Annotated in this window: 17 protein-coding genes; 12 read left to right on the plus strand and 5 right to left on the minus strand. The window is 70.9% G+C overall.

All coding sequences use genetic code 11. From position 1 onward, the window contains the following. Nucleotides 1-24: 24 nt before the first annotated feature. The 4 genes from QSK31_RS05560 to QSK31_RS05575 all read left to right on the plus strand — a co-directional run bounded on the left by QSK31_RS05560 (nucleotide 25) and on the right by QSK31_RS05575 (nucleotide 4,479). On the plus strand, nucleotides 25-1,209 hold the full coding sequence (locus tag QSK31_RS05560; RefSeq protein ID WP_285681658.1) for a glycoside hydrolase family 76 protein: 1,185 nt from the start codon (nucleotides 25-27) through the stop codon (nucleotides 1,207-1,209). A gap of 90 nt (nucleotides 1,210-1,299) precedes the next feature. Beyond that, the gene (locus tag QSK31_RS05565) at nucleotides 1,300-2,874 is read left to right on the plus strand and encodes a GGDEF domain-containing protein (protein WP_285681660.1); all 1,575 of its coding nucleotides are present in this window, start codon (nucleotides 1,300-1,302) and stop codon (nucleotides 2,872-2,874) included. A gap of 40 nt (nucleotides 2,875-2,914) precedes the next feature. After that, complete coding sequence (locus tag QSK31_RS05570; protein ID WP_285681662.1) at nucleotides 2,915-3,478, plus strand: NYN domain-containing protein; 564 nt, start codon at nucleotides 2,915-2,917, stop codon at nucleotides 3,476-3,478. Between the two features lie 53 nt (nucleotides 3,479-3,531). Next, nucleotides 3,532-4,479, plus strand: coding sequence for a hypothetical protein (locus QSK31_RS05575; RefSeq protein ID WP_285681664.1), 948 nt, complete (start codon nucleotides 3,532-3,534; stop codon nucleotides 4,477-4,479). Here the strand turns inward: QSK31_RS05575 and QSK31_RS05580 are convergent. Then, nucleotides 4,469-5,155 carry a TetR/AcrR family transcriptional regulator gene (locus QSK31_RS05580; protein WP_285681665.1) on the minus strand — a complete coding sequence of 229 codons (687 nt, stop codon included), beginning with the start codon at nucleotides 5,153-5,155 and terminating at the stop codon, nucleotides 4,469-4,471. The genes QSK31_RS05575 and QSK31_RS05580 overlap by 11 nt on opposite strands. Nucleotides 5,156-5,260: 105 nt before the next feature. Between QSK31_RS05580 and QSK31_RS05585 the strand changes: the two genes are divergently transcribed. Further along, nucleotides 5,261-6,166 (plus strand): NAD-dependent epimerase/dehydratase family protein, encoded by a 906-nt coding sequence (locus tag QSK31_RS05585; protein WP_285681667.1) that lies wholly within the window; start codon nucleotides 5,261-5,263, stop codon nucleotides 6,164-6,166. 4 nt (nucleotides 6,167-6,170) lie between these two features. Here the strand turns inward: QSK31_RS05585 and QSK31_RS05590 are convergent, their stop codons facing one another. Further along, complete coding sequence (locus QSK31_RS05590; RefSeq protein ID WP_285681669.1) at nucleotides 6,171-8,264, minus strand: MMPL family transporter; 2,094 nt, start codon at nucleotides 8,262-8,264, stop codon at nucleotides 6,171-6,173. A 100-nt stretch (nucleotides 8,265-8,364) separates the two neighbouring features. On the opposite strand from QSK31_RS05590, the gene QSK31_RS05595 reads away from it, so the two are divergent. Beyond that, nucleotides 8,365-9,555, plus strand: a complete 1,191-nt coding sequence (locus QSK31_RS05595) for a GNAT family N-acetyltransferase (protein WP_285681671.1) — start codon at nucleotides 8,365-8,367, stop codon at nucleotides 9,553-9,555. Nucleotides 9,556-9,652: 97 nt separating this feature from the next. Beyond that, nucleotides 9,653-10,429, plus strand: a complete 777-nt coding sequence (locus tag QSK31_RS05600) for an SAM-dependent methyltransferase (protein WP_285681672.1) — start codon at nucleotides 9,653-9,655, stop codon at nucleotides 10,427-10,429. 41 nt (nucleotides 10,430-10,470) lie between these two features. On the opposite strand, the gene QSK31_RS05605 is transcribed toward QSK31_RS05600, so the two are convergent. Further along, on the minus strand, nucleotides 10,471-11,559 hold the full coding sequence (locus QSK31_RS05605) for a YncE family protein (RefSeq protein WP_285681673.1): 1,089 nt from the start codon (nucleotides 11,557-11,559) through the stop codon (nucleotides 10,471-10,473). Nucleotides 11,560-12,041: 482 nt separating this feature from the next. On the opposite strand from QSK31_RS05605, the gene QSK31_RS05610 reads away from it, so the two are divergent. Both QSK31_RS05610 and QSK31_RS05615 read left to right on the plus strand, forming a co-directional pair. Further along, nucleotides 12,042-12,530, plus strand: coding sequence for a (2Fe-2S)-binding protein (locus tag QSK31_RS05610; RefSeq protein ID WP_285681674.1), 489 nt, complete (start codon nucleotides 12,042-12,044; stop codon nucleotides 12,528-12,530). Next, nucleotides 12,527-14,557 carry a xanthine dehydrogenase family protein molybdopterin-binding subunit gene (locus tag QSK31_RS05615; RefSeq protein WP_285681675.1) on the plus strand — a complete coding sequence of 677 codons (2,031 nt, stop codon included), beginning with the start codon at nucleotides 12,527-12,529 and terminating at the stop codon, nucleotides 14,555-14,557. The genes QSK31_RS05610 and QSK31_RS05615 overlap by 4 nt, the downstream gene beginning before the upstream one ends. 73 nt (nucleotides 14,558-14,630) lie before the next feature. On the opposite strand, the gene QSK31_RS05620 is transcribed toward QSK31_RS05615, so the two are convergent. Further along, on the minus strand, nucleotides 14,631-15,473 hold the full coding sequence (locus QSK31_RS05620; protein ID WP_285681676.1) for a class I SAM-dependent methyltransferase: 843 nt from the start codon (nucleotides 15,471-15,473) through the stop codon (nucleotides 14,631-14,633). A gap of 179 nt (nucleotides 15,474-15,652) precedes the next feature. Then, nucleotides 15,653-16,852, minus strand: a complete 1,200-nt coding sequence (locus QSK31_RS05625) for a metal-dependent hydrolase family protein (RefSeq protein WP_285682044.1) — start codon at nucleotides 16,850-16,852, stop codon at nucleotides 15,653-15,655. Nucleotides 16,853-16,959: 107 nt separating this feature from the next. Between QSK31_RS05625 and QSK31_RS05630 the strand changes: the two genes are divergently transcribed. The 3 genes from QSK31_RS05630 to QSK31_RS05640 all read left to right on the plus strand — a co-directional run bounded on the left by QSK31_RS05630 (nucleotide 16,960) and on the right by QSK31_RS05640 (nucleotide 20,217). Further along, entirely contained in the window at nucleotides 16,960-17,955 is a 996-nt protein-coding gene (locus QSK31_RS05630; protein WP_285681677.1) for a GlxA family transcriptional regulator, read from the plus strand. 392 nt (nucleotides 17,956-18,347) lie between these two features. After that, entirely contained in the window at nucleotides 18,348-19,247 is a 900-nt protein-coding gene (locus tag QSK31_RS05635) for a LysR family transcriptional regulator (protein ID WP_285681678.1), read from the plus strand. A gap of 196 nt (nucleotides 19,248-19,443) precedes the next feature. Next, nucleotides 19,444-20,217 (plus strand): sulfite exporter TauE/SafE family protein, encoded by a 774-nt coding sequence (locus QSK31_RS05640; protein WP_285682045.1) that lies wholly within the window; start codon nucleotides 19,444-19,446, stop codon nucleotides 20,215-20,217. Nucleotides 20,218-20,225 lie beyond the last annotated feature (8 nt).

Genomic DNA, 20,225 nt, shown 5'->3' on the forward strand with positions numbered 1-20,225 from the left:
CAACGTTGAATTCCTGGAGCGAGGATGGCAACGTTGTCAGAGGTTCCCGGGCCGGATCGGAGCAGCCACGTGCGACTACTTGCCGGCGCCGCCCTCAGCGCAGTGATGATCATGTTGCCCTCGCCGGTGGTGGCAGCACCGGACCACCACGAATCGCGCGCGACGGCCGCCTACTCGGCCCTGGACAGGTACTTCGGCACCCGAGACGGTTCCGGGCTCTACCGCGAGCAGTATCCGTCGGCCGCCGACGACAACCCGTACTCCTACGAGTGGCCGTACTCGCAGATCCACATCGCCGCGCTGGACCTGACGGTGGTCAATCCGCGGAGCGAACCCGCCTACGCCGCCCGGGCCGCGGGCCAGGAACGCTACTGGAACGCCACCGGCGGGACGACCGGCCTGCCCGGCTACGACTCCTATCCGGTCGCGCCCTACGGCGCCGGCGGCGACATGTTCTACGACGACAACGAATGGGTCGGCCTGGCCAAGGTCCAGCGGTACCTGCAGACCAGGGACCGCGCGGCGCTGGCGCGCGCGGAGGAGATCTTCGCCCTGGTCGAGTCCGGCTGGGACACCGACAGCAGCCACAGCGCCCCGGGCGGCGTGTTCTGGACCCAGGCCACCTGGAGCATCGACCGGAACACGGTGTCGAACATGCCGGCGGCCCAGCTCGGCGTCCGGCTCTACCAGATCACCGGCAAGCGCCGTTACCTCCAATCCGCGCTGCGGTTCTACAACTGGACGAACACCTATCTGCAAAGCCCCAGCGGCTTGTACTGGGACCATCTCGACCTTCAGGGCACGGTGGAGAAGACGATCTGGTCGTACAACCAGGGCGTACCGGTCGGTGTGAATGTCCTGCTCTATCAAGTGACCCACGACCGTGAATACCTCCGGCGCGCGAAGCGGATCGCCGACGCCGCCTACACCTATTACGTCACTCAGGGCCGCCTCTACGCCCAGCCGATCTTCTTCAACTCGATCTTCTTCAAGAATCTGCTGCTGCTGGAATCGGTGACCGGAGACAGGAGATACCGGCAGGCGATGGCCCGGTACGCCGACCGGGTGTGGTCGACCTCGCGCGACCCGAAGACCGGCCTCGTGCATTTCAACGCCGACGGCGGCACCGAGGCGATCCAGCAGGCCGCGCTCGTCCAGATCTACGCGGTGCTCGCCTGGCCGCCCGCCAGGTGGTCGATCCTGTACTGATCGCGGCGGACCTGCTCATGGGAGCGCCCAACCTGCCGATGGGGGACAGCGAGTGTGGTGACACGCGGCTGATCGGGAGGAGACAGCCCCTTGGACGACGCCCATGCGGTGGCGATCGAGCAGGCTTACCACCTGATCGGCCTGGCCCAGGGGCAGAACGTCGACACCGAGATCGACCTGGCCGAGGCCGACGCCGCCGCGAACGGCTGGACCGACGTCCGGCTGCTGCTCAAGTGGGCCCGCACGATGGCCGCGCGCGAGACCGGGCTCGACAACGCCGAATATCTGCGGGCCATGCTCGACCTGGCCGAGACCACCGGTGAGACGTCGCTGCTGGCCCTCGCGCTGGCCACGGCCGCCGCCCGGCGCAACAACCTCGAGCGTGCCCTCGACGTGACCGAGTCCACGGCCATCCCGCTGGTGCGTGCCGTGGCGCTGCTCGACGAGGAGAGCGGTCTGGTGGTGCACCGCGCGGCCGCCCTGATCGAGGTCGCCGTCGCCGCGCAGGAGCTGGGCTTCTGGGAACTGGCCGTCGAGTACTACGACCGGGCCGAACAGTATCTGGACGGCGCCGACGATCCACGCCTGGCCGAGACGATCCTGCTGCAGCGCCGCGTGCTCAGCTACAACCGGGCCGAGGTGGTGCTCGACTGGTCGAGTGCCCAGGCCATGATCGGCGGCTGGGACTTGGCCGCACTGCACGCCGCGGCGGCGCTGCCCGGCGGCCTCGCCGCCATCGACGGGGACTGGCCGCCCAGCTGGGAGCTGGAGCACCGCGCCCACCTGCACCTGCTCGCCGCCATCGCCGGGAGGTCCGCGGCCGATTTCGCCCTCCCGGCCGGCGAGTCCAGCACGGGTGTCTCGCGGGAGGCCGTTGTCGCGCTCGGCGAGGCCATCGCCGCCGCCCGCACCGCCGACCACGAGGGCGGGGCCCGGCTCGCCGTCGGCCTGGCCGACCGGCTCGGCTGGGCAACGCCCCAGGGCACCCGGCTGCTGTGCATGAGCATCGCCGCCCGGCAACCGGGCACACCGGCCGCGGTGGCCGCGTACGCCGATGAGCTGGCACTCCTGCGCTGGAACGCGCGGCTCGACCAGGTGGCCGGCCTGCGGGACGCGATCGATGTCGAACGTCAGCGCCGCGACCACGAGCAGCTGCGCCGGCAGGTGCTGGTCGACGAGCTGACCGGGCTGGCGAACCGGCGGGGCTACCGCGCCTACCTCAACGGGCTGCTGGTGCCCGGGGCCACCGCGGAGGAGCCACGGGAGTACGCCGTCATGATGGTCGACGTCGATCACTTCAAACGGGTGAACGACAGATTCGGCCACGACGTCGGTGACCTGGTCCTGGCCCGGATCTCCCGGATCCTCGCCGAGCACGTACGGCCCGTGGATCTGGCCGCGCGGCTCGGCGGCGACGAGTTCGTCGTGGTCCTCGCGGGCGTCGGGCCGGACCACCCGGAGAAGCGGGCGCAGGAGATCATCGACGCGGTCCGCGAGCAGGCCTGGGACGAGCTGGCCCCCGGCCTCACCGTGTCGATCAGCATCGGCGTGCACCGCGGCGGCGTCCAGGAGCTGCCGACCCTGCTGACCGACGCCGACCGCAACCTCTACCACGCCAAACACAGCGGTCGCGGCCGCCTCGCAGCGACCAGCCCCTATCCTTAGCCCTGATCATGGGTTCGTCCCCGGTTGGAAAGGCACACTCATGCCAGGCGCGTCGGAGTCCGTCACGTACCTCATCGTCGACGGGGAGAACATCGATGCCACCCTCGGCAACAGCGTCCTGGACCGCAGGCCGGCCCCCGCCGAGCGACCCCGATGGGAACGACTCCGGGAGTTCGCGCAGGAGACGTGGAAGCAGCCGGTCAAGGGACTCTTCTTCCTCAACGCCTCGGGCGGCGTGCTGCCGATGCCTTTCATCCGGGCGCTGCTGAGCATGGAGTACCGGCCGATCCCGCTCGCCGGATCGTCGGATCAGAAGGTGGTGGACATCGGCATCAAGCGCACGCTGGAGGCCATCGCCCAGCGCGCGGGAAATGTGCTGCTCGCCAGCCACGACGGCGATTTTCTGCCGCAGATCGAGCAGCTTCTCGGCACTGATCGTCAGGTCGGGGTCGTCGGGTTCAGGGAGTTCTTCAACGCGGGTTTCGCCGACCTGGCGGGCCTGCAGGTGTTCGACATCGAAGAGGACGCGGGCTGCTTCAACAGCGTCCTTCCCCGGGTTCGCATCATCGATCTCGACAGTTTCGACCCCGAACGCTTCCTGTAAACGGGTCGACACCGGCGCTGCCCGGGTGCCGCTCATTGATAGTGTTCGACATCATGACCGACGCCTTTCTCACGGAGTTGCGTCAGCTGCGGGACAGGTCGGGGCGTCCCTCTTTCCGCAAGCTCAGCAGTCTCGCCGAGCAGCGGATCGCGGCCGCACCGCGGGAGGAGCAGCCGGAACCACTGCCGCCCAGCACCATCTCGGAGGTCCTGGCCGGCAAACGGTCGCCACGGTTGCCGCGCTGGGGGTTCGTCGAGGCGTACGTGGTGGCCTGCCTGCGGGCGGACGGCGCGGATCCGGCCATGGTCGCGGCCGAGACCGCCCGGTGGCGCGAGCGGTGGGAAGCGCTGGCCGTCGAGGAGCTGCCCGAGGTTCCCGAGCGGCGCAAGCAGCCGTCGTGGCGGTGGGCGGTCGCGGTGCTGGCGGTCGTGTTCCTGCTGGGCGTGGGCACCGGCGTCCTGGGAACGGTGCGATGGACCGGGCGGACGCCGGCGCCGGTCGCCGATCCCGCGCAGGCCGCGACGTCGGATACCTGCGGGGCGGCGTCGCGACCGGCCGGAAAGGATCTCCTGCTCCCCGGGCGAGGCGCCGCGACGGCGCGTGGCGGCTGGTGGGTCGACGACCCCGGCAAGGCGACTCTGAGAACCCGGGGCCGGGACTTCGACGTCTCCGTGCCCGGCGGCACCACCCGCCCCGCCGACGTGCTGGTGATCATGAGCGATGTGACTCTTGTGGCAGGTCACACCTACGAGCTGGCCTTCACCGCGACCGCCGACCGGGAGGCGACCGTCCGGGTCCGGGTCCAGGACAGCCGGCCACCGGACTATCTGCCGTCGGTGTCCCGCGATTTCCGCGTGGGGCCGGCCGCCTGCCGTCGTGCCTACCGGTTTCCCGGCGCGGTGAGCAGCCCGCATTCGGAGCTCACCTTTCAGCTCGGCGGACAGACGGACAGCTTCCAGCTGACGGTGTCCGACGTCGTCCTGGTGGAGGCTAGGGCGTGACCTCGAGGCCGATCCAGGCGAGGGTTCCGCGCATCTGGAACTCGAGGAACTCCCTGCGGGCCTCGACGGTGTTCTGGAGCTGACCGAAGAGCTCCGCGCTGATCGCGCCGCAGAGCTGGAGCCATCCGCCCAGCGCGCGGAAGGCGACCTGCGGTGGCAGGCCGGGGGCCAGGACGTCGGCGACGCTCCGGGCCTCCGGTGCGAGCGGTTCGGCGAGGGGTTCACCGTCGGGCAGCGCGCCGGCCGCATGGGCCTCGGCGACGATGCCGCCCAGCGCGAGGATGACCCGGATCGCCGAGGTGACCGTGTCACGTGGCGCCGCGTACCCCGGGACCGGGCTGCCGTAGATCAGGGCCCATTCGTGCGGCCGGGCCAGCGCCCACTCCCGTACGGCGTGCCCGGTGTCGATCCAGCGCCGCGCGAAGGCGTCGCCCCCGGCGGCGGCCGACTCGGCGGCGGCGCCGAGGCTGTCGTACGCGTCGATGATCAACGCCGTGAGCAGCTCGTCCCGGCTGGCGAAGTAGCGGTAGACCGCGGACGAGGCCATGCCGATGTCCCGGGCGACCGCGCGCAGCGACAGGTTCGCGCCCTCCTCGGCCAGGTGGCGCTTGGCCACGGTCTTGATCTCTTCGGTCATCTCGGCGCGGACGCGCGCCCGGAGCGAGGCGGCCTTCATGGGGGACAGTGTGCCACACCGAGAGCACTGCTCTTGACGGCGAGCGGGTTCACTGCAAACATTGCTCCGGTACGAGAGCACTGATCTCACTAAGGAGCGGTTGTCATGGCTGAGAACCTCGTCGTCGGATCCGGGTCCATCGGCACCAACGTCGCCCGGCGTCTCGTCGAGCGCGGCGAGAGCGTCCGGATGGTCACCCGCAGCGGCTCGGGCCCCGAGCACCCGCGGATCGAGCGGGTCGCCGCCGATGCCACCGACGCGGCCCGCCTGACCGACCTGGCCCGCGGCGCCGCGGTGATCTACAACTGCTCCAACCCGCCCAACTACACGATGTGGGAGCGCATGCTGCCGCCGATGAACACGGCGATGATCGCCGCCGCCAAGGCGAACGACGCGGTCCTGGCGATGACCGGCAGCCTCTACGCGTACGGCGAGCAGCCCGGCGGCCGGATGAACGAGCACACCCCGATGACCGCCACCGGCCACAAGGGACGCCTGCGCAAGCGGATGTGGGAGCAGGCGCTGTCCGCCGGCATCCGCACGGTCGAGGTCCGCGGCTCGGACTACATCGGCAAGAACGCGGTCGGCATCTACTCCACGGTCCTCGGGCCGGCCCTGGAGAAGGGCCGCACCGCCTGGGTTCCCGGCCGCCTGGACATGCCGCACACCTTCACCTACACCGGCGACATGGCCCAGGCGCTGGTCACGCTGGCGCCGGACGCGCGGTCGTGGGGCCGGGCCTGGCACGTGCCGTCCGCGCCGGCCATCACGCTGCGCGAGATCGCGCAGCGGTACGCCGCCGCGGCCGGGAAGCCGCCGGTCCGGCTGATCCCGATGCCGCGCTTCGTCATGCACGTGGCCGGGGTGTTCGTGCCGATCGCCCGCGAGTTCGCCGAGATGGACTACCAGTTCTACGGCCCGTTCCACCTGGACGCGACCGAGACGGCCGACACCTTCGGCCTGACGGCGACCGACCTCGACGTCGCCATCCGCGAACAGGTCGGCCCGTGAACTTTCAGCCCACGGGAACAGGTGGCGCCGGCGCGGCGGCCTTGGTGCCCGGCCGCCACCAGTTCCATCGTCCGAGCAGCGACATCGTGGCCGGCAGCAGCAGGCCGCGAACCACCGTGACGTCCAGCAGGACCGCCACGGCCATGCCGACGCCGATCTCCTTCACCGCGACCAGGCCGCCGAGGACGAAACCGAGGAAGACGATGCCGATCGCCAGGGCGGCCGTGGTCACCACCGAACCGGTGGCGGTGATCCCGGCCAGGACGGCGCGATCGCTGGCCGCGCGATCCGTGGACGTCCGCCGGTCCCACTCCTCCTTGATCCGGGCCAGCAGGAACACCTCGTAGTCCATCGAGAGACCGAAGGCGAAGACGAACAGCAGCAGCGGCGTGGTCAGGTCGAGCGCCCCCCACGGTTCGAAGCCCAGCACGCCGGCGCCCCAGCCCCACTGGAAGACCGCGACCAGCACACCCATGGTCGCCAGCAGCGTCAGGATGTTCATCGCGACGGCCTTGACCGGTACGACCACCGAGCGGGTGAGTGCGAACAGCAGCGCCCCGGTGGCCACCACGATGATCGCCAGGGCGATGGGCAGCCGGTCGGCCACCGACCGTTTCTCGTCGACCAGTTCCGCGGCGGGACCGGCCACCAGCACGGGGGAGGGTGCGTCGAGGGCCCGCAGGTCGGCCACCAGTTGCTGGGCCTGTTCGCCGTCGGCGGTTCCGCGCGGCACCACGTCGGCGACGCTCACGCCGGGCGGCAGCTCGTCGCGCTCCCACACATCGGACACGCCCGGCATGCGCTCGATGGTGTCGTACAGCGCGCCGAGCTGGGCCGGATCCGCCTCGACCACCACGGTCAGCGGCGCCTTCGGAGGGTCGGCGAACCTGCCCTGCACCGCCTCGTACGTCTGTCGTGCCTCGCTGGTCCCCGGCAGCGCGCGGACGTCGGAGTTGGCGAACTCCACGAAGAACAGCGGAGCGCTCAACGCCAGCAGACCGGCCGCCGCGGCCAGGGCCACGAGGCCGGGCCGGCGCTGAGCGAACGTGGCCTGACGCCGGAGGAGACCGAAGCTTCGCCCCCGGCCGGTCGCCGGGATGCGCCGGTGGGCGATCGAGAGCAACGCGGGTACGAGCGTCAGCCCGGTCGCGGTCGCCAGCGCGACCACGAGCGCCCCGCCCATCGCCATCGCGGCCAGCAGCGGGTCACCGAAGGCGAACAAACCCACCAGGGCCACGGTGACGGCCGAGCCGGACACCAGCACCGCCCGGCCCGCGGTGCCCACCGTCCGGGCCATCAGCTCGACCGGCGGCGCGCCCGGATCGGCGGCCCGCTCCTCCCGGAACCGGGCGATCATCAGCAGGCTGTAGTCGATCGCCAGCCCGATGCCGAGCAGCGTGACCACATTGACCGCGTACTCGCTGACCGGCAGCAGGCGGGCCAGTCCGGTCAGCGCCAGCAGCGTGGCGGTGATCGCGCCCACGGCGGCCGCCAGCGGCAGCAGGCCGGCCACCAGGCCGCCCAGCACGAGGATCAGCAGGATCCCGACGCAGACCAGAGCGACGGACTCGCCGACGGCCGCGTCCCGGACGGCCTGGTCGGCGAACTCCTGTTCGGCCAGCAGCTCGCCGCCGATCAGGACCTCCGGGGCGTCGATCCGGAGCAGGGCGGCGCTCACCTGGCCGGCGACCCGCAACGCCTCGTCGTCGCTCAGACCAGGATCCAGCTCGACCGTGACCAGGGAGCTGCGGTTGTCGGTGGAGATCTTCCGCATCGGCGTGGTGTAGGCGTCCTCGACGTCGGCCACCCCCGGCATGGCGCGGATCTGGTAGATGATCTCGGTGACGCTGTTGATCAGGTCGATGGATCCGACGTCGAGCCCGGAGATCACGGCGACCAGCCGTTCGCCCTCGGGCGACACCGCGTCCAGACGGTCCTGGGCGGCGGTGGCCGGGGCGCCGGCGGGCAGGGGGTCGATCGACCGCGTGTGGTCGTAGATGGAGCCCCCGAACACCGCACCGGCCAACGCGACCACCGTCCACACCGCGACGATCGTGAGGCGCCGGCGGTACACCGTGCGACCTAGCGCAGTAAGCATGACGGCCTCCTGACCGGCGTCAGAGGGACAGCCGCGGATCATGCAACCACCGTCGGCCGCGGTGCGCAACCGCCGGCCGCCCGCCTGGCAGGATGGGCTCATGACGTACCAGGTGCGGCCGCTCGGGCCGGGGGAGCAGCAGCTCGCGTGGGACCTCGGGAGCCTCGCGTTCGGCTACCACGAGCAGCCCATGCCGGAGGGCTGGGCCTCGGACTCCCCGAGCCGGCGCACCCTCGGCGTCTTCGACCCGGCCGGGCGGCTGGTGGCGAAGGCGGTGGATCGCGAGCAGGGCCAGTGGTTCGGCGGCCGGATCGTGCCGGTCGGCGGCGTCGCCGGTGTGGCGACCGCGGCCGAGCTGCGCGGGCACGGCCTGGGCCGGCTCGTGCTGACCGAGCTGCTGGGGGGCGCCCGGGAGCGGGGCGCGGTGATCAGCACCCTGTTCGACACCATCCCGGCGCCGTACCGGGCCCTGGGCTGGGAAGAGGTCGGCGCGCTGGTCTACCAGCGAGTGCCGGCCCGGGTGCTGGCCGAGATCCGGCCCGATGCCACGACCACGTTGCGGCCGGCGACCGAGGCCGACATCCCCGCCGTTCAGGAGATCTACCGCGAGGTGGCGCGGGCGGGCACCGGCATGATGGAGCGTTCCGGGCCGGCCTTCGCGGCGTCCCCCACGCAGGTGCTGGCCGACCACCACGGCCTCACGGTCGCCGTCGACAAGACCGGCGACATCGTCGGGTACGCCAGCTGGGACCGCGGCCCCGGGTACGACGCGAACGGCAAGCTCACCGTGGACGACCTGATCGGACTGACGCCCGAGGCGACGCGCACCCTGCTGGCGATGTTCGGGGGCTGGGCCAGCGTCGCGCCGACCGTGCTGATCCGGCTGGGCGCCGCCGATCCGGTCTGGTCGCTGCTGGCACGGCGTGACGCCACACCCGAGTCCTCGCAGCCGTGGATGCTGCGCGTCGTCGACGCGCCCGCGGCGGTCGCCGCCCGTGGCTGGCCACGGCACCTGACCGGCGAGGTCGACCTCGAGCTGGCCGACGACGTCTGCCCGTGGCAGCAGGGCCCGCACCGGCTGGTGCTCTCCGGCGGCGACGGCCGGCTGGAGCCGGGCGGCGCGGGCACCGTGCGGCTGACCCCGCGCGGGCTGGCCTCCTGGTATGCGGGCGCGGCCACCCCGCAGCAACTGCGCCGCAGCGGTTTCCTGACCGGTGGGGACGCCGGCACCGACGAACTCCTGCGGACCGCGACCGCCGGTCCCGCACCGACTCTGCACGACTATTTCTGATTGCCTAGGTGTCGTGCTTCAGAGCCCGCCTGGTCGGGTTCTGAAGCACGACCTAAGATCGCTGTCTGACGGTCGGCCTCTGCGAAGGGTATTCCTCATGATCGATCCCAAGATCGACGTAACCCGGCCGAGCAGCGCCCGGGTGTGGAACTACCTCCTGGGCGGCAAGGACAACTTCGCCGTCGACCGGGAGCTGGGCGACGCGCTCCGCACGGCGAACCCGGGAATCGTGGGGGTCGCCCAGGCCCAGCGCAGGTTCCTCATCGAGGCGGTCACGCTGTTCGCCGGTGAGGCGGGCATCCGGCAGTTCCTCGACATCGGCACCGGTCTGCCGACGGCCAACAACACCCACGAGGTCGCGCAGCGCGTGGCGCCCGAGTCGCGGATCGTCTACGTCGACAATGACCCGCTCGTGCTGGCGCATGCCCGCGCGCTGCTGACGAGTTCGTCCTCGGGGACGACCGCCTACGTCGACTCCCACGTGGAGGACCCGGAGCGGATCCTGAGCGAGGCCGCCGAGACACTCGACTTCAGCAAGCCCGTCGCGCTGACCATGATCGGCATCCTGGGGAACGTCGCCGACTACGCCCAGGCTCGCTCCATCGTCGAGCGGCTGCTCGCGGCGGTGCCGTCGGGCAGTTTCCTGGCGGTGAGCGACGGCACCAGCACCAGCGCTGAGAGCGTGGAGAGCCAGCGGGTCGCCAAAGGCGGCGGCCACCCGTACAACCTGCGCACGCCCGAGGAGATCGGCGGCTACTTCGAGGGCCTGGAGCTGCTCGAGCCCGGCGTGGTGCCGACCTCGCAGTGGCGGCCGCAGCCGGGAACGGAACCGGCCGCCCTCGACGTCTACTGCGCGGTGGGCCGCAAGCCCTGACGCGTCGTGACGGACGAGGGTGACCGGTTCCGCCCTGAGTCCTAGCTCTTCCAGTCGTGGATGACGTGCAGCTCCGGGGCGCCGCCGGTCGGCGGGAGCGTCACCGCGTACAGGTGCTCCATGTCGTCGGACCAGGTGAGGCCGCGCGGCGCGAGCACGTCCTCGCTGATGTCGATGCGCTTCTCGGGGGCGACGCCGCCGGTCTCGTAGAGGTAGATGTCGTCGCCGGTCGAGCGGACGCCGCTGACGACGTAGCAGTCGTCGGGCGCGGCCGCGACGGCCAGCGGGTGGTAGCCGGTGTAGTACGAGCCGCGGCCGGACAGGTTGCTGGTCGCGTACGCCTGGGTGGCGTTGCGGCCGCCGGCGCCGGTCAGCAGCGTCTCGCCGTACTTGTCGAGGCCGATGTCGAACAGGTTGCTGCCCGGCGCGGTGGACGACGCGCGGGTGCTCAGGCCGTTGTCCTCGGTGATGTCGTAGACGTAGACGGTCGAGAGGCTCAGGTTGAGCTGGGCGGCGACCAGCGTGCCGGCCTGGTAGGGCTCGCCCTCCTCCACCTCCTCGAAATGCGCGGCGAGCAGCGGCGCTCGCTGGAACCGCAGGTCGCCCTGCACGTTCAGCTGGTAGACCGGCTCGGGATCGGGGTCCTCCTCGGTCGGTTCGGGCCAGGTGATCCGGCCGATGCCGCCGTTCCAGTTGCCGTCGCAGCCGTGGCCGAACCACAGCACGTCGCCGGCGTAGACGAGGTGGGTCGGGCACGTGTTCGCGGGGAGCTGGATCTTGTCGCTCTCCTCGAGGGTGTGCACGTCGATCTCGGTGATCGCGTCGCCCGAGGTCAGCGCGGCGTAGATCCACTCGGTGTCGTCGTCCTGGGCCAGGCCGGTGGCGCCGTACTGGTTCTTGATCTGCTTGACGACCTCGCCGTCGAGGTCGGTGACCGTGATGCCGTTGGACGCCGGGCCGCCGCTGATGAAGACCCGGTTGTGCTCGTCGTTGGCGACGAGGTCGCCGTAGCCGGGCAGTCCCAGGTCGGTGTCGGCCAGCGCCGGCGCCGCGGCCGCGAAAACCCCTAGTGATGTCGTCAATACGACGGCTGACGCCGCCGCGAGCGCACGATTGATGTGCAGCCTCATTTGTCTTCCCCCCGTGGGCACAAAAGCTTGGCGGAGGAAGGCTAACCGCAGCATTGATGATCGCGCGGGACCGTCCGAATGCGATTGTCGGCTTCCGGGTAAACGGACAATCCGCCGCACGCAACGGCACTGACCATTGAGGATGGTCGTTGCCATTGTCGTGTGGCGCTGCTAGGTTCACGAGCAGTTGCCTCATAGCAACGACGCACTTCGCAATAGCGGGTCACTGGTGCCGGCGTACCCGTTCGACTATTTCTTCATACGGGTCCTGTCCCGCCAGTATTCGCCCGTCTCCTCGCCGTGGTAATACTCGGCCGTGACCGCATCCGGCGAGTGCGCCGCCCTCGCCATGTCCGCCGACCAGAACGCCGCCGGCGCCTTCGGCGGCGCCGCCTCGGTGGACTGAGCCTGGCAAGAACCGGTCGGACCATGGCATTTTGGCCACTTCTCGGTGCCGGGAGAGCCGCCTACGGTCGACGGTTGTGAACCAAGTTCTCCGCATCGCCGTCAACGGGACGCTCCGCGAGGTCGATGCCGGAGGTTTCGAGCACCTCCTCGAGCTGCTTCGCGAGGAACTCGGGCTGACCGGCACCAAGTCCGGCTGCGAGTCGCGGAGCTGCGGGGCCTGCACGATCCTGCTCGACGACAGCACCGCCTTGGCGTGCGCGATCCGGCCCGAGTCCGTCGGCGGCGGCCGGGTGCTGACGATCGAGGGACTGGCGGACGGCCCGGACGTGCTGCACGCCGTCCAGCAGGCGTTTCTCGACGAGCAGGTGGGCCAGTGCGGGTGGTGTACGCCGGCGCAGGTGCTGACCGCGGTCGCCCTGCTGCGGGAGGTCACCGACCCCGGTCCCGATCTCATCCGCCGGCGTCTGTCGGCGGTGCTGTGCCGCTGTGGCACCTACGAGCGGGCGGTCGCCGCCGTTGCCCGGGCCGCCGCGACGGCATCCGCGCGAAGCGGCGCCGAGTGAAGTCCGGCCGGCCCCGGCGCGGGGGAGCGGCGCTGCCGAATGTGCTCCGGCGCCTGCTGACCGACCAGGGTCTGCCGGGCGGAACCCCGCCGTTCAAGGGCCGGGCGCCGGCACCCGCAACCTGGTGTGACGTCGATCCGGACGGCACCGTGCACTTCTACCTGCCGAAGGCCGAGCTGGGCCAGGGCTCCCAGACCGTGCTGGCGCAGATCCTCGCCGGCGAGCTCGGCGCCGATCTCGACAAGGTTGTTCTCCACCACCCGGACACCGAGCGCGGCTTTCCGCTCGGCTGGATGACGGTGGTCGGCGGCAGCACGGCCGAACTGATGCGGGTGCCCGCGCTCCGGGCAGCGGCCCGGTTGAACGCGCGGCGCCGCGGCCAGGCCGGCGGCACCCCTGGATCCGGTGGGCTGCTCGGCGTTTCGGTGCCGCGGATCGACCTGCCGTCGAAGGTGACCGGCGCGGCGGTCTTCACCTCGGACGTACGTCTGCCCGGCATGCTCTACGGCGCGCTGCTGCTGCCGCCACGGCACGGCGCGTCCTTGGAGAGTGTCTCCGGTGTCGAGGAGGCACGCCGGGCGCCCGGCGTCGTACACGTCATCGTAGACCCCACCACCGGCCTGATCGCCGCTGCGGCCGGGCGCACCCACCAGGCGCGCGCCGCACTTTCCCTGCTGCGGCCGCGCTGGCAGGGCGGATCCGACGCCGGCCAGGACACCATCGAAGCCGCGGTCGATGTCCGGCGCACACCGGCACACCGCATCCAGAACGTCGGCGACGTGGCAAAGCCGGCTCCACGGCCGGCGCGCCGGTTGGTCGCCGAGTACCGGACGTCGATGGTGGTGGCCGCGCCGCCCGAGCCCCCGGTGGCCGTCGCCGAGATCACCGGCGACCGGGCGACGGTGTACTCGTCCACCCAGAACCCGGCGCTGGTCCAGGACGCGGTGGCCAGGGCTCTGGGCCGCTGGCGCCGCGAGATACGCGTCGTCGTTCCGTACGTCGGAGGCTCCTTCGGCCGCAAGCACGGCTATCTGGGCGATCCCGCCGCGGCGGCGGCTCTGCTGGCCGCGGCGACCGGTCGTCCCGTGCATCTGGCCTGGACCCGGCACCAGGATCAGCTCAACGGCCCGAAGCGACCGCCGAGCCATCACGTCATGGAGGCGGGCATCGGCGACGGCGGGGATCTGCTGGCCCTGCGGCACCGGTTCGCCGTCGGCGACGCCAGCGGCGGCTGGCCCAGTTCCAGCCGGGCCGCACGGGCAACCGACGTCGACCTCTTCTCGGTCTTCGGAGCCCACCTGCTCTACCGGGGCATCCCGAACCTGCGGGTCGACTACGGCCGGGTGCCGTTGCCCTCGACGGTCGAGCTCGCGCCGATGCGTTCCCTCAGCACACACACCAACCTCTTCGCGATCGAGAGCTTCCTTGACGAGGTCGCGTTCGACCTCGGCGTCGATCCCCTCGAACTCCGTCTCCGGCACCTGTCGGACGACGAACACGGGCGCCGTCTGCGCCGCGTCCTGGAAACGGTGGCCGCCGAGGCGAACTGGGGTTCGCCGGCGCCGGGCACCGGCCGGGGCATCGCCTGCTGCGCCTACGGCAAGACCGTCACCGCCCAGGTCGTCCAGGTCAGAGCCGACGACACGGGTACGGGTACGGCGCCGATCGTGATCGACGAGGTGGTCGCGGCCGCCGACGGCCGTACGGTGAACCCGGCGATCACCCGCTCCCAGGTGGAGGGCGCCGTCGTCATGGGCCTGAGCTGGGCGCTCGGGGAACGCGTCACTCTTCGCCGGGGGCAGGTCGTCGAGAGCGACCTCGACCGGTACACGATCCTCAGGGCGGACGCCTCACCGCGCGTGCGAACCGTTCTCGTCGACGGCGACCACTGGGGCGGCGGCGTCAACGAGGCCGGCGCCGGCCCGGCCGCGGCCGCGCTCGCCAACGCCGTACACGCCCTCACCGGCACCCGGATCCGGACGTTGCCGCTGTTCCCGCCGCCGAACACATCGGAGGCATCACCATGAGCGGGCTCACCACCACGATCGCGGCCGCTGACGGCACGAAGCTCGCCACAAGAGCCTTCGCCGGACGCGACAGCTACCTGAAGCTGCTGCTCTCCGTCGTGTGAGTCCACGCGCCGAACTGCGCGGGGCCGACGATCTGGCTGCCCTGTTCGTCGAGGGCCGCGCCGAGCCGGTCACCCAGTGAGTCGTCGTAGGACAGCCCGGCCGGCAGCGTCAGGCCGGTGGCGGTCAGCGCGGGTTCCAGGCTCAGCAAGGACATCGCCAGCCAGTCCACGATCATCGACTCGGAGCCCGCGCCGACCGGGGTGAACGACTGAATCTCCGGAGCCGGCAGTCCCGCGTCGACGAACGTCGGATGGAGCCGCCTCCCGAAACCCGGCTGAGCGCCGCCGGCCCGGAACACCTCGGCCACCAGCCGATAGCTGTCATCCCACACGTCACACGCCGGCCAGGTCGGTTGCGCTTCGGTCATGTCGATCTCGTGAAAGATCACCACTCCTCCGGTACGGAGCAGCCGGGTCAACCGGCGCAGTGTTTTCCCGGGATCGGGCAGGTAGAGCAGGATGTACCGGCCGACGATCGCATCGAACCGGGTGTCGGCGTCGAAGTCGTCCAACGCCGCCGTCCGGAACTCGACGCGTCCGGAGTAGCCGGCCTCCTGGGCGCGCCTGGTCGCCCGTTCGACGGACCGTGCGTCGCGGTCAACGCCGACCACGTGTCCAGCGGCGCCCACGATGTCGGCGGCCGCCATCGACACGTCACCCGCCCCGGCGCCGAGATCGAGAACCGTCATCCCCTCGCGCAGGCCGCCGGAGCGGAAGAAGCTCTCCGTCCACGGTTGCAGCAGGCGCGCCTGGGCCCGCAGGCGTCGATGTTCCGCTTCCGAATAGCCCAGGACATAGCCGTCGTCGCTCATCCGATCCTCCTTCGATATCGGTCAGGTGACCCGGTGACGAGAACCGTCCTGCCGATGCGGCCGAGGTCGGCGAACGCCTGATCGACGACCGTACGCAGGGCGCTCGTGCCGGTGACGTCCAGGGAGGCGCGCCACAACCGGTCGGCGTGACGGAGAGCCAGGTCGTCGAGGGTTTCCGGTCATTGCCCGGAGCGCTGTTTGACCCGGCGGCCGGTCTGCCAGACCTCGCGAACCCGGCCGGGATCGGCGAGCACGGCGATGTCGTCGAGCGGGTTGTCGTCGAGGATCAGCAGGTCCGCGTCGTAACCGGTGGCGAGCTGCCCGGACCGCGGTCCCTGAGGTCCGAGCGTGGCCGGGCCGTTCGCGGTCGCCGCCTCGATCGCCTCCAGCGGACTGAACCCGGCCTCGACCAGCAGCGTCAGCTCCTCGCCGTGCCGGCCCCAGTCGCCGGCGCCGATGTCGGTTCCCATCGCGACGGTGACACCGCTCCGATGCGCCAGCGCGACCGCCTCGGCATGCCGTTCCGCCACCGCGAGCATCTTCGGCCGGGCGTACGGCGGAAGCCGGCTCGGATCCGACACCGCGGACGCGACGATCAACCGGGTGGGCACCAGGATCGCGCCCGTCTCGCGCATCGCGGCCGCGCATTCCTCGTCGAGGTAGGTGCCGTGCTCGATCGTGCGTACCCCGGCCTCCAAGGCGGCGATCATGCCGGGCTTGCCGTGGCAGTGCGCGGCCACCACCCGCTCGGCGAGGCCGGCCACCTCGACCATGATGCGCAGCTCGGCGGCGGTGAACTGCTGATGGATCGGATCGTCCACCTCGGACATGACACCGCCGGAGGCACACACCTTGATCACCTTGGCGTTGCGTCGCAGCTGCTCGCGGACCACCCGCGCGCACTCGGCCTCGCCGTCGGCGACCCGGAGCTCGCCCGAGTGCGCTCCGAAGTCGTGCACCCATGGCAGCGGAAAGCTGTGCAGGTCGACGTGGCCGCCGGTGGGTGAGATGACGGCGCCTGCCGCGTGGATCGCCGGGCCGGGAATCGTCCCGTCGGCCACCGCCGGCGCGATGTCGACGCCGAGGCCGCCCAGCTCCCGGATGCTCGTCACCCCGGCGTCCAGCGCGGCCCGCAGGCCGGCGACGCCTCGGGCGGCACGCAGGGCGATCGGCTCGCGCGGCAGCATCGCCAGGTCCGGCACGATCTGCCCGAGCAGGTGCGCGTGACAGTCCCACATCCCGGGCATGACGACGGGCGCCCGGACCACGTCCGCGTCCGGAGTTGACGGAGCCTCCACGGCCGGGCCGGCGTAGGTGATCGTCGGGCCGTCGAGCACGACGACGGCATCGGTGACCGGGGCGCCACGTCCCGGAATCATCAGATCGGCTTCGATGCGCTGCACGAGAACACTCTAGGACCCGGATTGTTCGCCCACGACGGCGGTGGCAAGATTGCCGACGAGCGACTGTTTTCTGCCGTACGAGGATGGAGGTCGAAGCCGTGCACACCGTGGTCGTCCTCGCCCTCCCCGGCACGATCGCCTTCGACCTCGCCACCCCGATCGAGGTGCTCGGACGAGTGCCGCTGCCCGGCGGGAAGTCGGGCTACGAGGTGCTGGTCTGCGGCAGCGAGCCGATCATCGACGCCGGCCCGCTGCGGCTGGCGGTCGACCACGGCCTCGACGCGCTGCGAACCGCCGACACGATCATCGTGCCCGGTCGCCGGGACCCCACCGCGCCGCTGCCCACCGCCGCGCTGGCGGCGCTGCGGGCCGCTGCCGACGCGGGAACCCGCATGGCTTCGATCTGCGTCGGCACCTTCACCCTGGCGGCGGCCGGCCTGCTCGACGACCGGCGAGCGACGACGCACTGGGCGGCAGCCGATCTGCTCCGCGCGACCTACCCGCGGGTCAAGGTCGACCCCGATGTTCTGTACGTCGACGACGGGCAGTTCGTCACCTCGGCCGGCGCCACCGCGGGCGTCGACATGTGCCTGCACCTGATCAGCCTCGACTACGGCGCCGCGATCGCCGCCGACGCGTCCCGGCTGGCCGTGGCCGCGCTGCACCGCGACGGCGGCCAGGCGCAGTTCATCCCCCGCCCCAGCGCTCCCGCCGCGCAGACCGGCCTCGGCGAGGTGCTGCAATGGCTGGAGGCGCACGTCGAGCGGGACCTCACGCTGGCCGACGTCGCCGCGCGGGCCGGGCTCAGCACCCGGACGCTCAACCGGCGCTTCCGCGACGAGACCGGGCACACCCCGATGCAGTGGGTCAACGCGGTACGCGTGCGACGGGCCCAGGAACTCCTGCAGAGCACCGACCACGGCGTCGACCGGATCGCGCACCTGGTCGGTTTCGCCTCACCGGCTCAGTTCCGGCTGCAGTTCAAGCGACACAGTGGAGTGCCGCCGCAGTCGTATCGCAACACGTTCCGCTTCCCTCATCGGGGCGCGCAGATATCGGGCTCTGCAGGAAAAGCGTAACCAATCGATTGCGCCGCTTTCGAACTCCGGCGTCCTGTTCGCACCCTGGTTTCAGCTTTCCCGTCGACGCTGGATCGCGGCGCCCTCCGGCCGCACATTGGGCATTGTCCAACAGTCGCCAAGGCATCGGGGGAACGTCTCTTGGACTTGGCTGGAGCCTGAAGCGCGTCCTGGGGGTGGGCGGACGACTCGGCGCGGTCGCCCACCCGCGCCTCTTCCCGTACGGTCAACTGACCAAGACGGTCGCGAGGGATCGGGCAGACGGCATGGCACATGCCCCAGACCGTGAGGTGCCCCCGTCGTGAGCCCAAGGGGCGCCCCGGGCGCCCGCCGGTGCAAGGAGTGCCGGGCTTTCTGCCGACGACGCGTTCTCGCGAGTAGCGTTCACCGGCGTGCACCTGGATCTGAACCTGCTGGTCGTGCTGGATGCCCTGCTCGACGAGGGCAGCGTGATGGGCGCGGCCGAGCGGCTGCATCTGTCGTCGCCGGCGATCAGCCGCAGCCTCGGCCGGCTCCGCAAGCTGACCGGTGACGACATCCTGGTTCGCACGGGGCGCACCATGGTTCCGACGCCGTACGCGACGGCGATCCGGGAGGACGTCCGCCTGCTGCTCAGCCAGGCCCATGACGTGCTGGTGCCGAGCCGGACACTGGATCTCGACCGGTTGGAACGCACTTTCACGCTGCAGTGCCATGACGGACTCGCCACGGCGCTGACCCCGGCGTTGCTGCGCCGAGTGCAGGAGAACGCACCGCGGGTACGGCTTCGCATCCTGACCGAGAGTTCCGTCGACACGGGCGATCTCCGGCGCGGCCGTGTCGACGTGGAACTCAGCGAGGACCAGCCGGATCCGGCGGAGTTCCGTTCCGAAACGCTCGGCTCCGATCCCCTCGTGGTGGCGATGCGTTCCGGACACCCGTGCGGCGGGCAACTCGACCTGCGGGCCTACGCCTCGTATCCGCATGTGGTCGTATCGCGGCGTGGCCGTCTCGCCGGGCCGATCGACGAGGTGCTCGCCGCGGAAGGCCTGCGACGTAACGTGTCCGCGGCGGTGACGACCGGCGCCATGGCTCTGCACGCGGCCAGCCGCAGCGACATGCTGGTCACCACGACGGCGCTCGTCAGCCGGCCGCTCGTCGAGGCCTTCAACATGATCTGCGTGCCGTTGCCGGCCGCTTTCCCGGCGGCTTCGATCAACTGCAACTGGCATCAGCGCTACGACTCCGATCTGGCTCACACCTGGCTGCGGGACCAGGTGCGGGCCGCGGTCACGGACCTCGTCGCCGGTTGAGCCAAGGGCGGCACGGCGTGAATTGCGAGAGCCGTACGCCGATTGCGTGACGGTAAACCGTCGATTTACCGAATGGCATTGGATTTCGTGCGGCACGGGATTTAGCGTGGCTCATCGATCAGCGCCCGCGACGGTGTCGCGCAATCGAAGCCATGACGTTTATCGAACGTCAGCCTACTGACGATCCCGGATGCCTATGGACCTCGGACACATTCTGCTGCTGATTCTCGCCGGCGTGGTCGCCGGCGGGATCAACGCGCTGGCAGGTGGCGGCTCGCTGGTCACGTTCCCCAGCTTGATCGCGACAGGTCTTCCCTCGATCGAGGCGAACGTGACGAACTCGGTCTCCGTCTTCCCCGGCTACCTCTCCAGCGCGCTGGGCAGCCGGGCTGACCTGGCGGGGCAGTGGCGCCGCATTCCGGCGGTGCTGCCCGCCTGCGTCGCCGGGACGGTCGCGGGTTGCGCTCTGCTGCTGCGTACGCCCGCTCGCACGTTCGAGGTTGTCGTGCCGTTCCTGGTGCTCGGCGCGGCGGCGATGCTGTTCTTCCAGGACCGGCTGCGCGGTCTGGTCGGTCATCCGCGCGCGTTCGGACCCCGCCGCCGTGCGGTCGCCCTGCAGTTGGTCGTCTTCGCCGGCGCCGTGTACGGCGGCTACTTCGGCGCCGCGCTGGGCGTGATGTACGTCGCCGTGCTGGCCCTCGTGCTGGACGAGACGTTCCACCGCATCAACGCGCTCAAGAACGTCCTCACCGTCTCCGTGGGCGCTGTCACCCTGGTGGCGTTCGCTCTCTTCGGCCCGGTCAACTGGTCGGCCGTTCTGGTTCTGGCTCCCGCGACGGTCGTCGGAGGCTACGCGGGGGCGACCTTGGCCCGGCGCCTTCCCAGCCGCTTCCTGAAGGGACTCATCGTCACCTTCGGCGCGGCGATCGGCCTGGTCCTCCTGATTCGAGCGAGAGAGGTAACGCGATGAGAAGACGT

The sequence above is a fragment of the Actinoplanes sp. NBRC 103695 genome (assembly GCF_030269485.1).
GTDB lineage: Bacteria > Actinomycetota > Actinomycetes > Mycobacteriales > Micromonosporaceae > Actinoplanes.

Excerpts from the sequence above, each read along its gene's own strand:
- QSK31_RS05640 (WP_285682045.1), top strand. The coding sequence starts at position 19,444 with ATGGACCTCGGACACATTCTGCTGCTGATTCTCGCCGGCGTGGTCGCC.
- QSK31_RS05590 (WP_285681669.1), bottom strand. The coding sequence starts at position 8,264 with ATGCTTACTGCGCTAGGTCGCACGGTGTACCGCCGGCGCCTCACGATC.
- QSK31_RS05605 (WP_285681673.1), bottom strand. The coding sequence starts at position 11,559 with ATGAGGCTGCACATCAATCGTGCGCTCGCGGCGGCGTCAGCCGTCGTA.
- QSK31_RS05620 (WP_285681676.1), bottom strand. The coding sequence starts at position 15,473 with ATGAGCGACGACGGCTATGTCCTGGGCTATTCGGAAGCGGAACATCGA.
- QSK31_RS05570 (WP_285681662.1), top strand. The coding sequence starts at position 2,915 with ATGCCAGGCGCGTCGGAGTCCGTCACGTACCTCATCGTCGACGGGGAG.
- QSK31_RS05595 (WP_285681671.1), top strand. The coding sequence starts at position 8,365 with ATGACGTACCAGGTGCGGCCGCTCGGGCCGGGGGAGCAGCAGCTCGCG.
- QSK31_RS05585 (WP_285681667.1), top strand. The coding sequence starts at position 5,261 with ATGGCTGAGAACCTCGTCGTCGGATCCGGGTCCATCGGCACCAACGTC.
- QSK31_RS05625 (WP_285682044.1), bottom strand. The coding sequence starts at position 16,852 with ATGATTCCGGGACGTGGCGCCCCGGTCACCGATGCCGTCGTCGTGCTC.
- QSK31_RS05560 (WP_285681658.1), top strand. The coding sequence starts at position 25 with ATGGCAACGTTGTCAGAGGTTCCCGGGCCGGATCGGAGCAGCCACGTG.
- QSK31_RS05580 (WP_285681665.1), bottom strand. The coding sequence starts at position 5,155 with ATGAAGGCCGCCTCGCTCCGGGCGCGCGTCCGCGCCGAGATGACCGAA.
- QSK31_RS05630 (WP_285681677.1), top strand. The coding sequence starts at position 16,960 with ATGGAGGTCGAAGCCGTGCACACCGTGGTCGTCCTCGCCCTCCCCGGC.
- QSK31_RS05600 (WP_285681672.1), top strand. The coding sequence starts at position 9,653 with ATGATCGATCCCAAGATCGACGTAACCCGGCCGAGCAGCGCCCGGGTG.
- QSK31_RS05575 (WP_285681664.1), top strand. The coding sequence starts at position 3,532 with ATGACCGACGCCTTTCTCACGGAGTTGCGTCAGCTGCGGGACAGGTCG.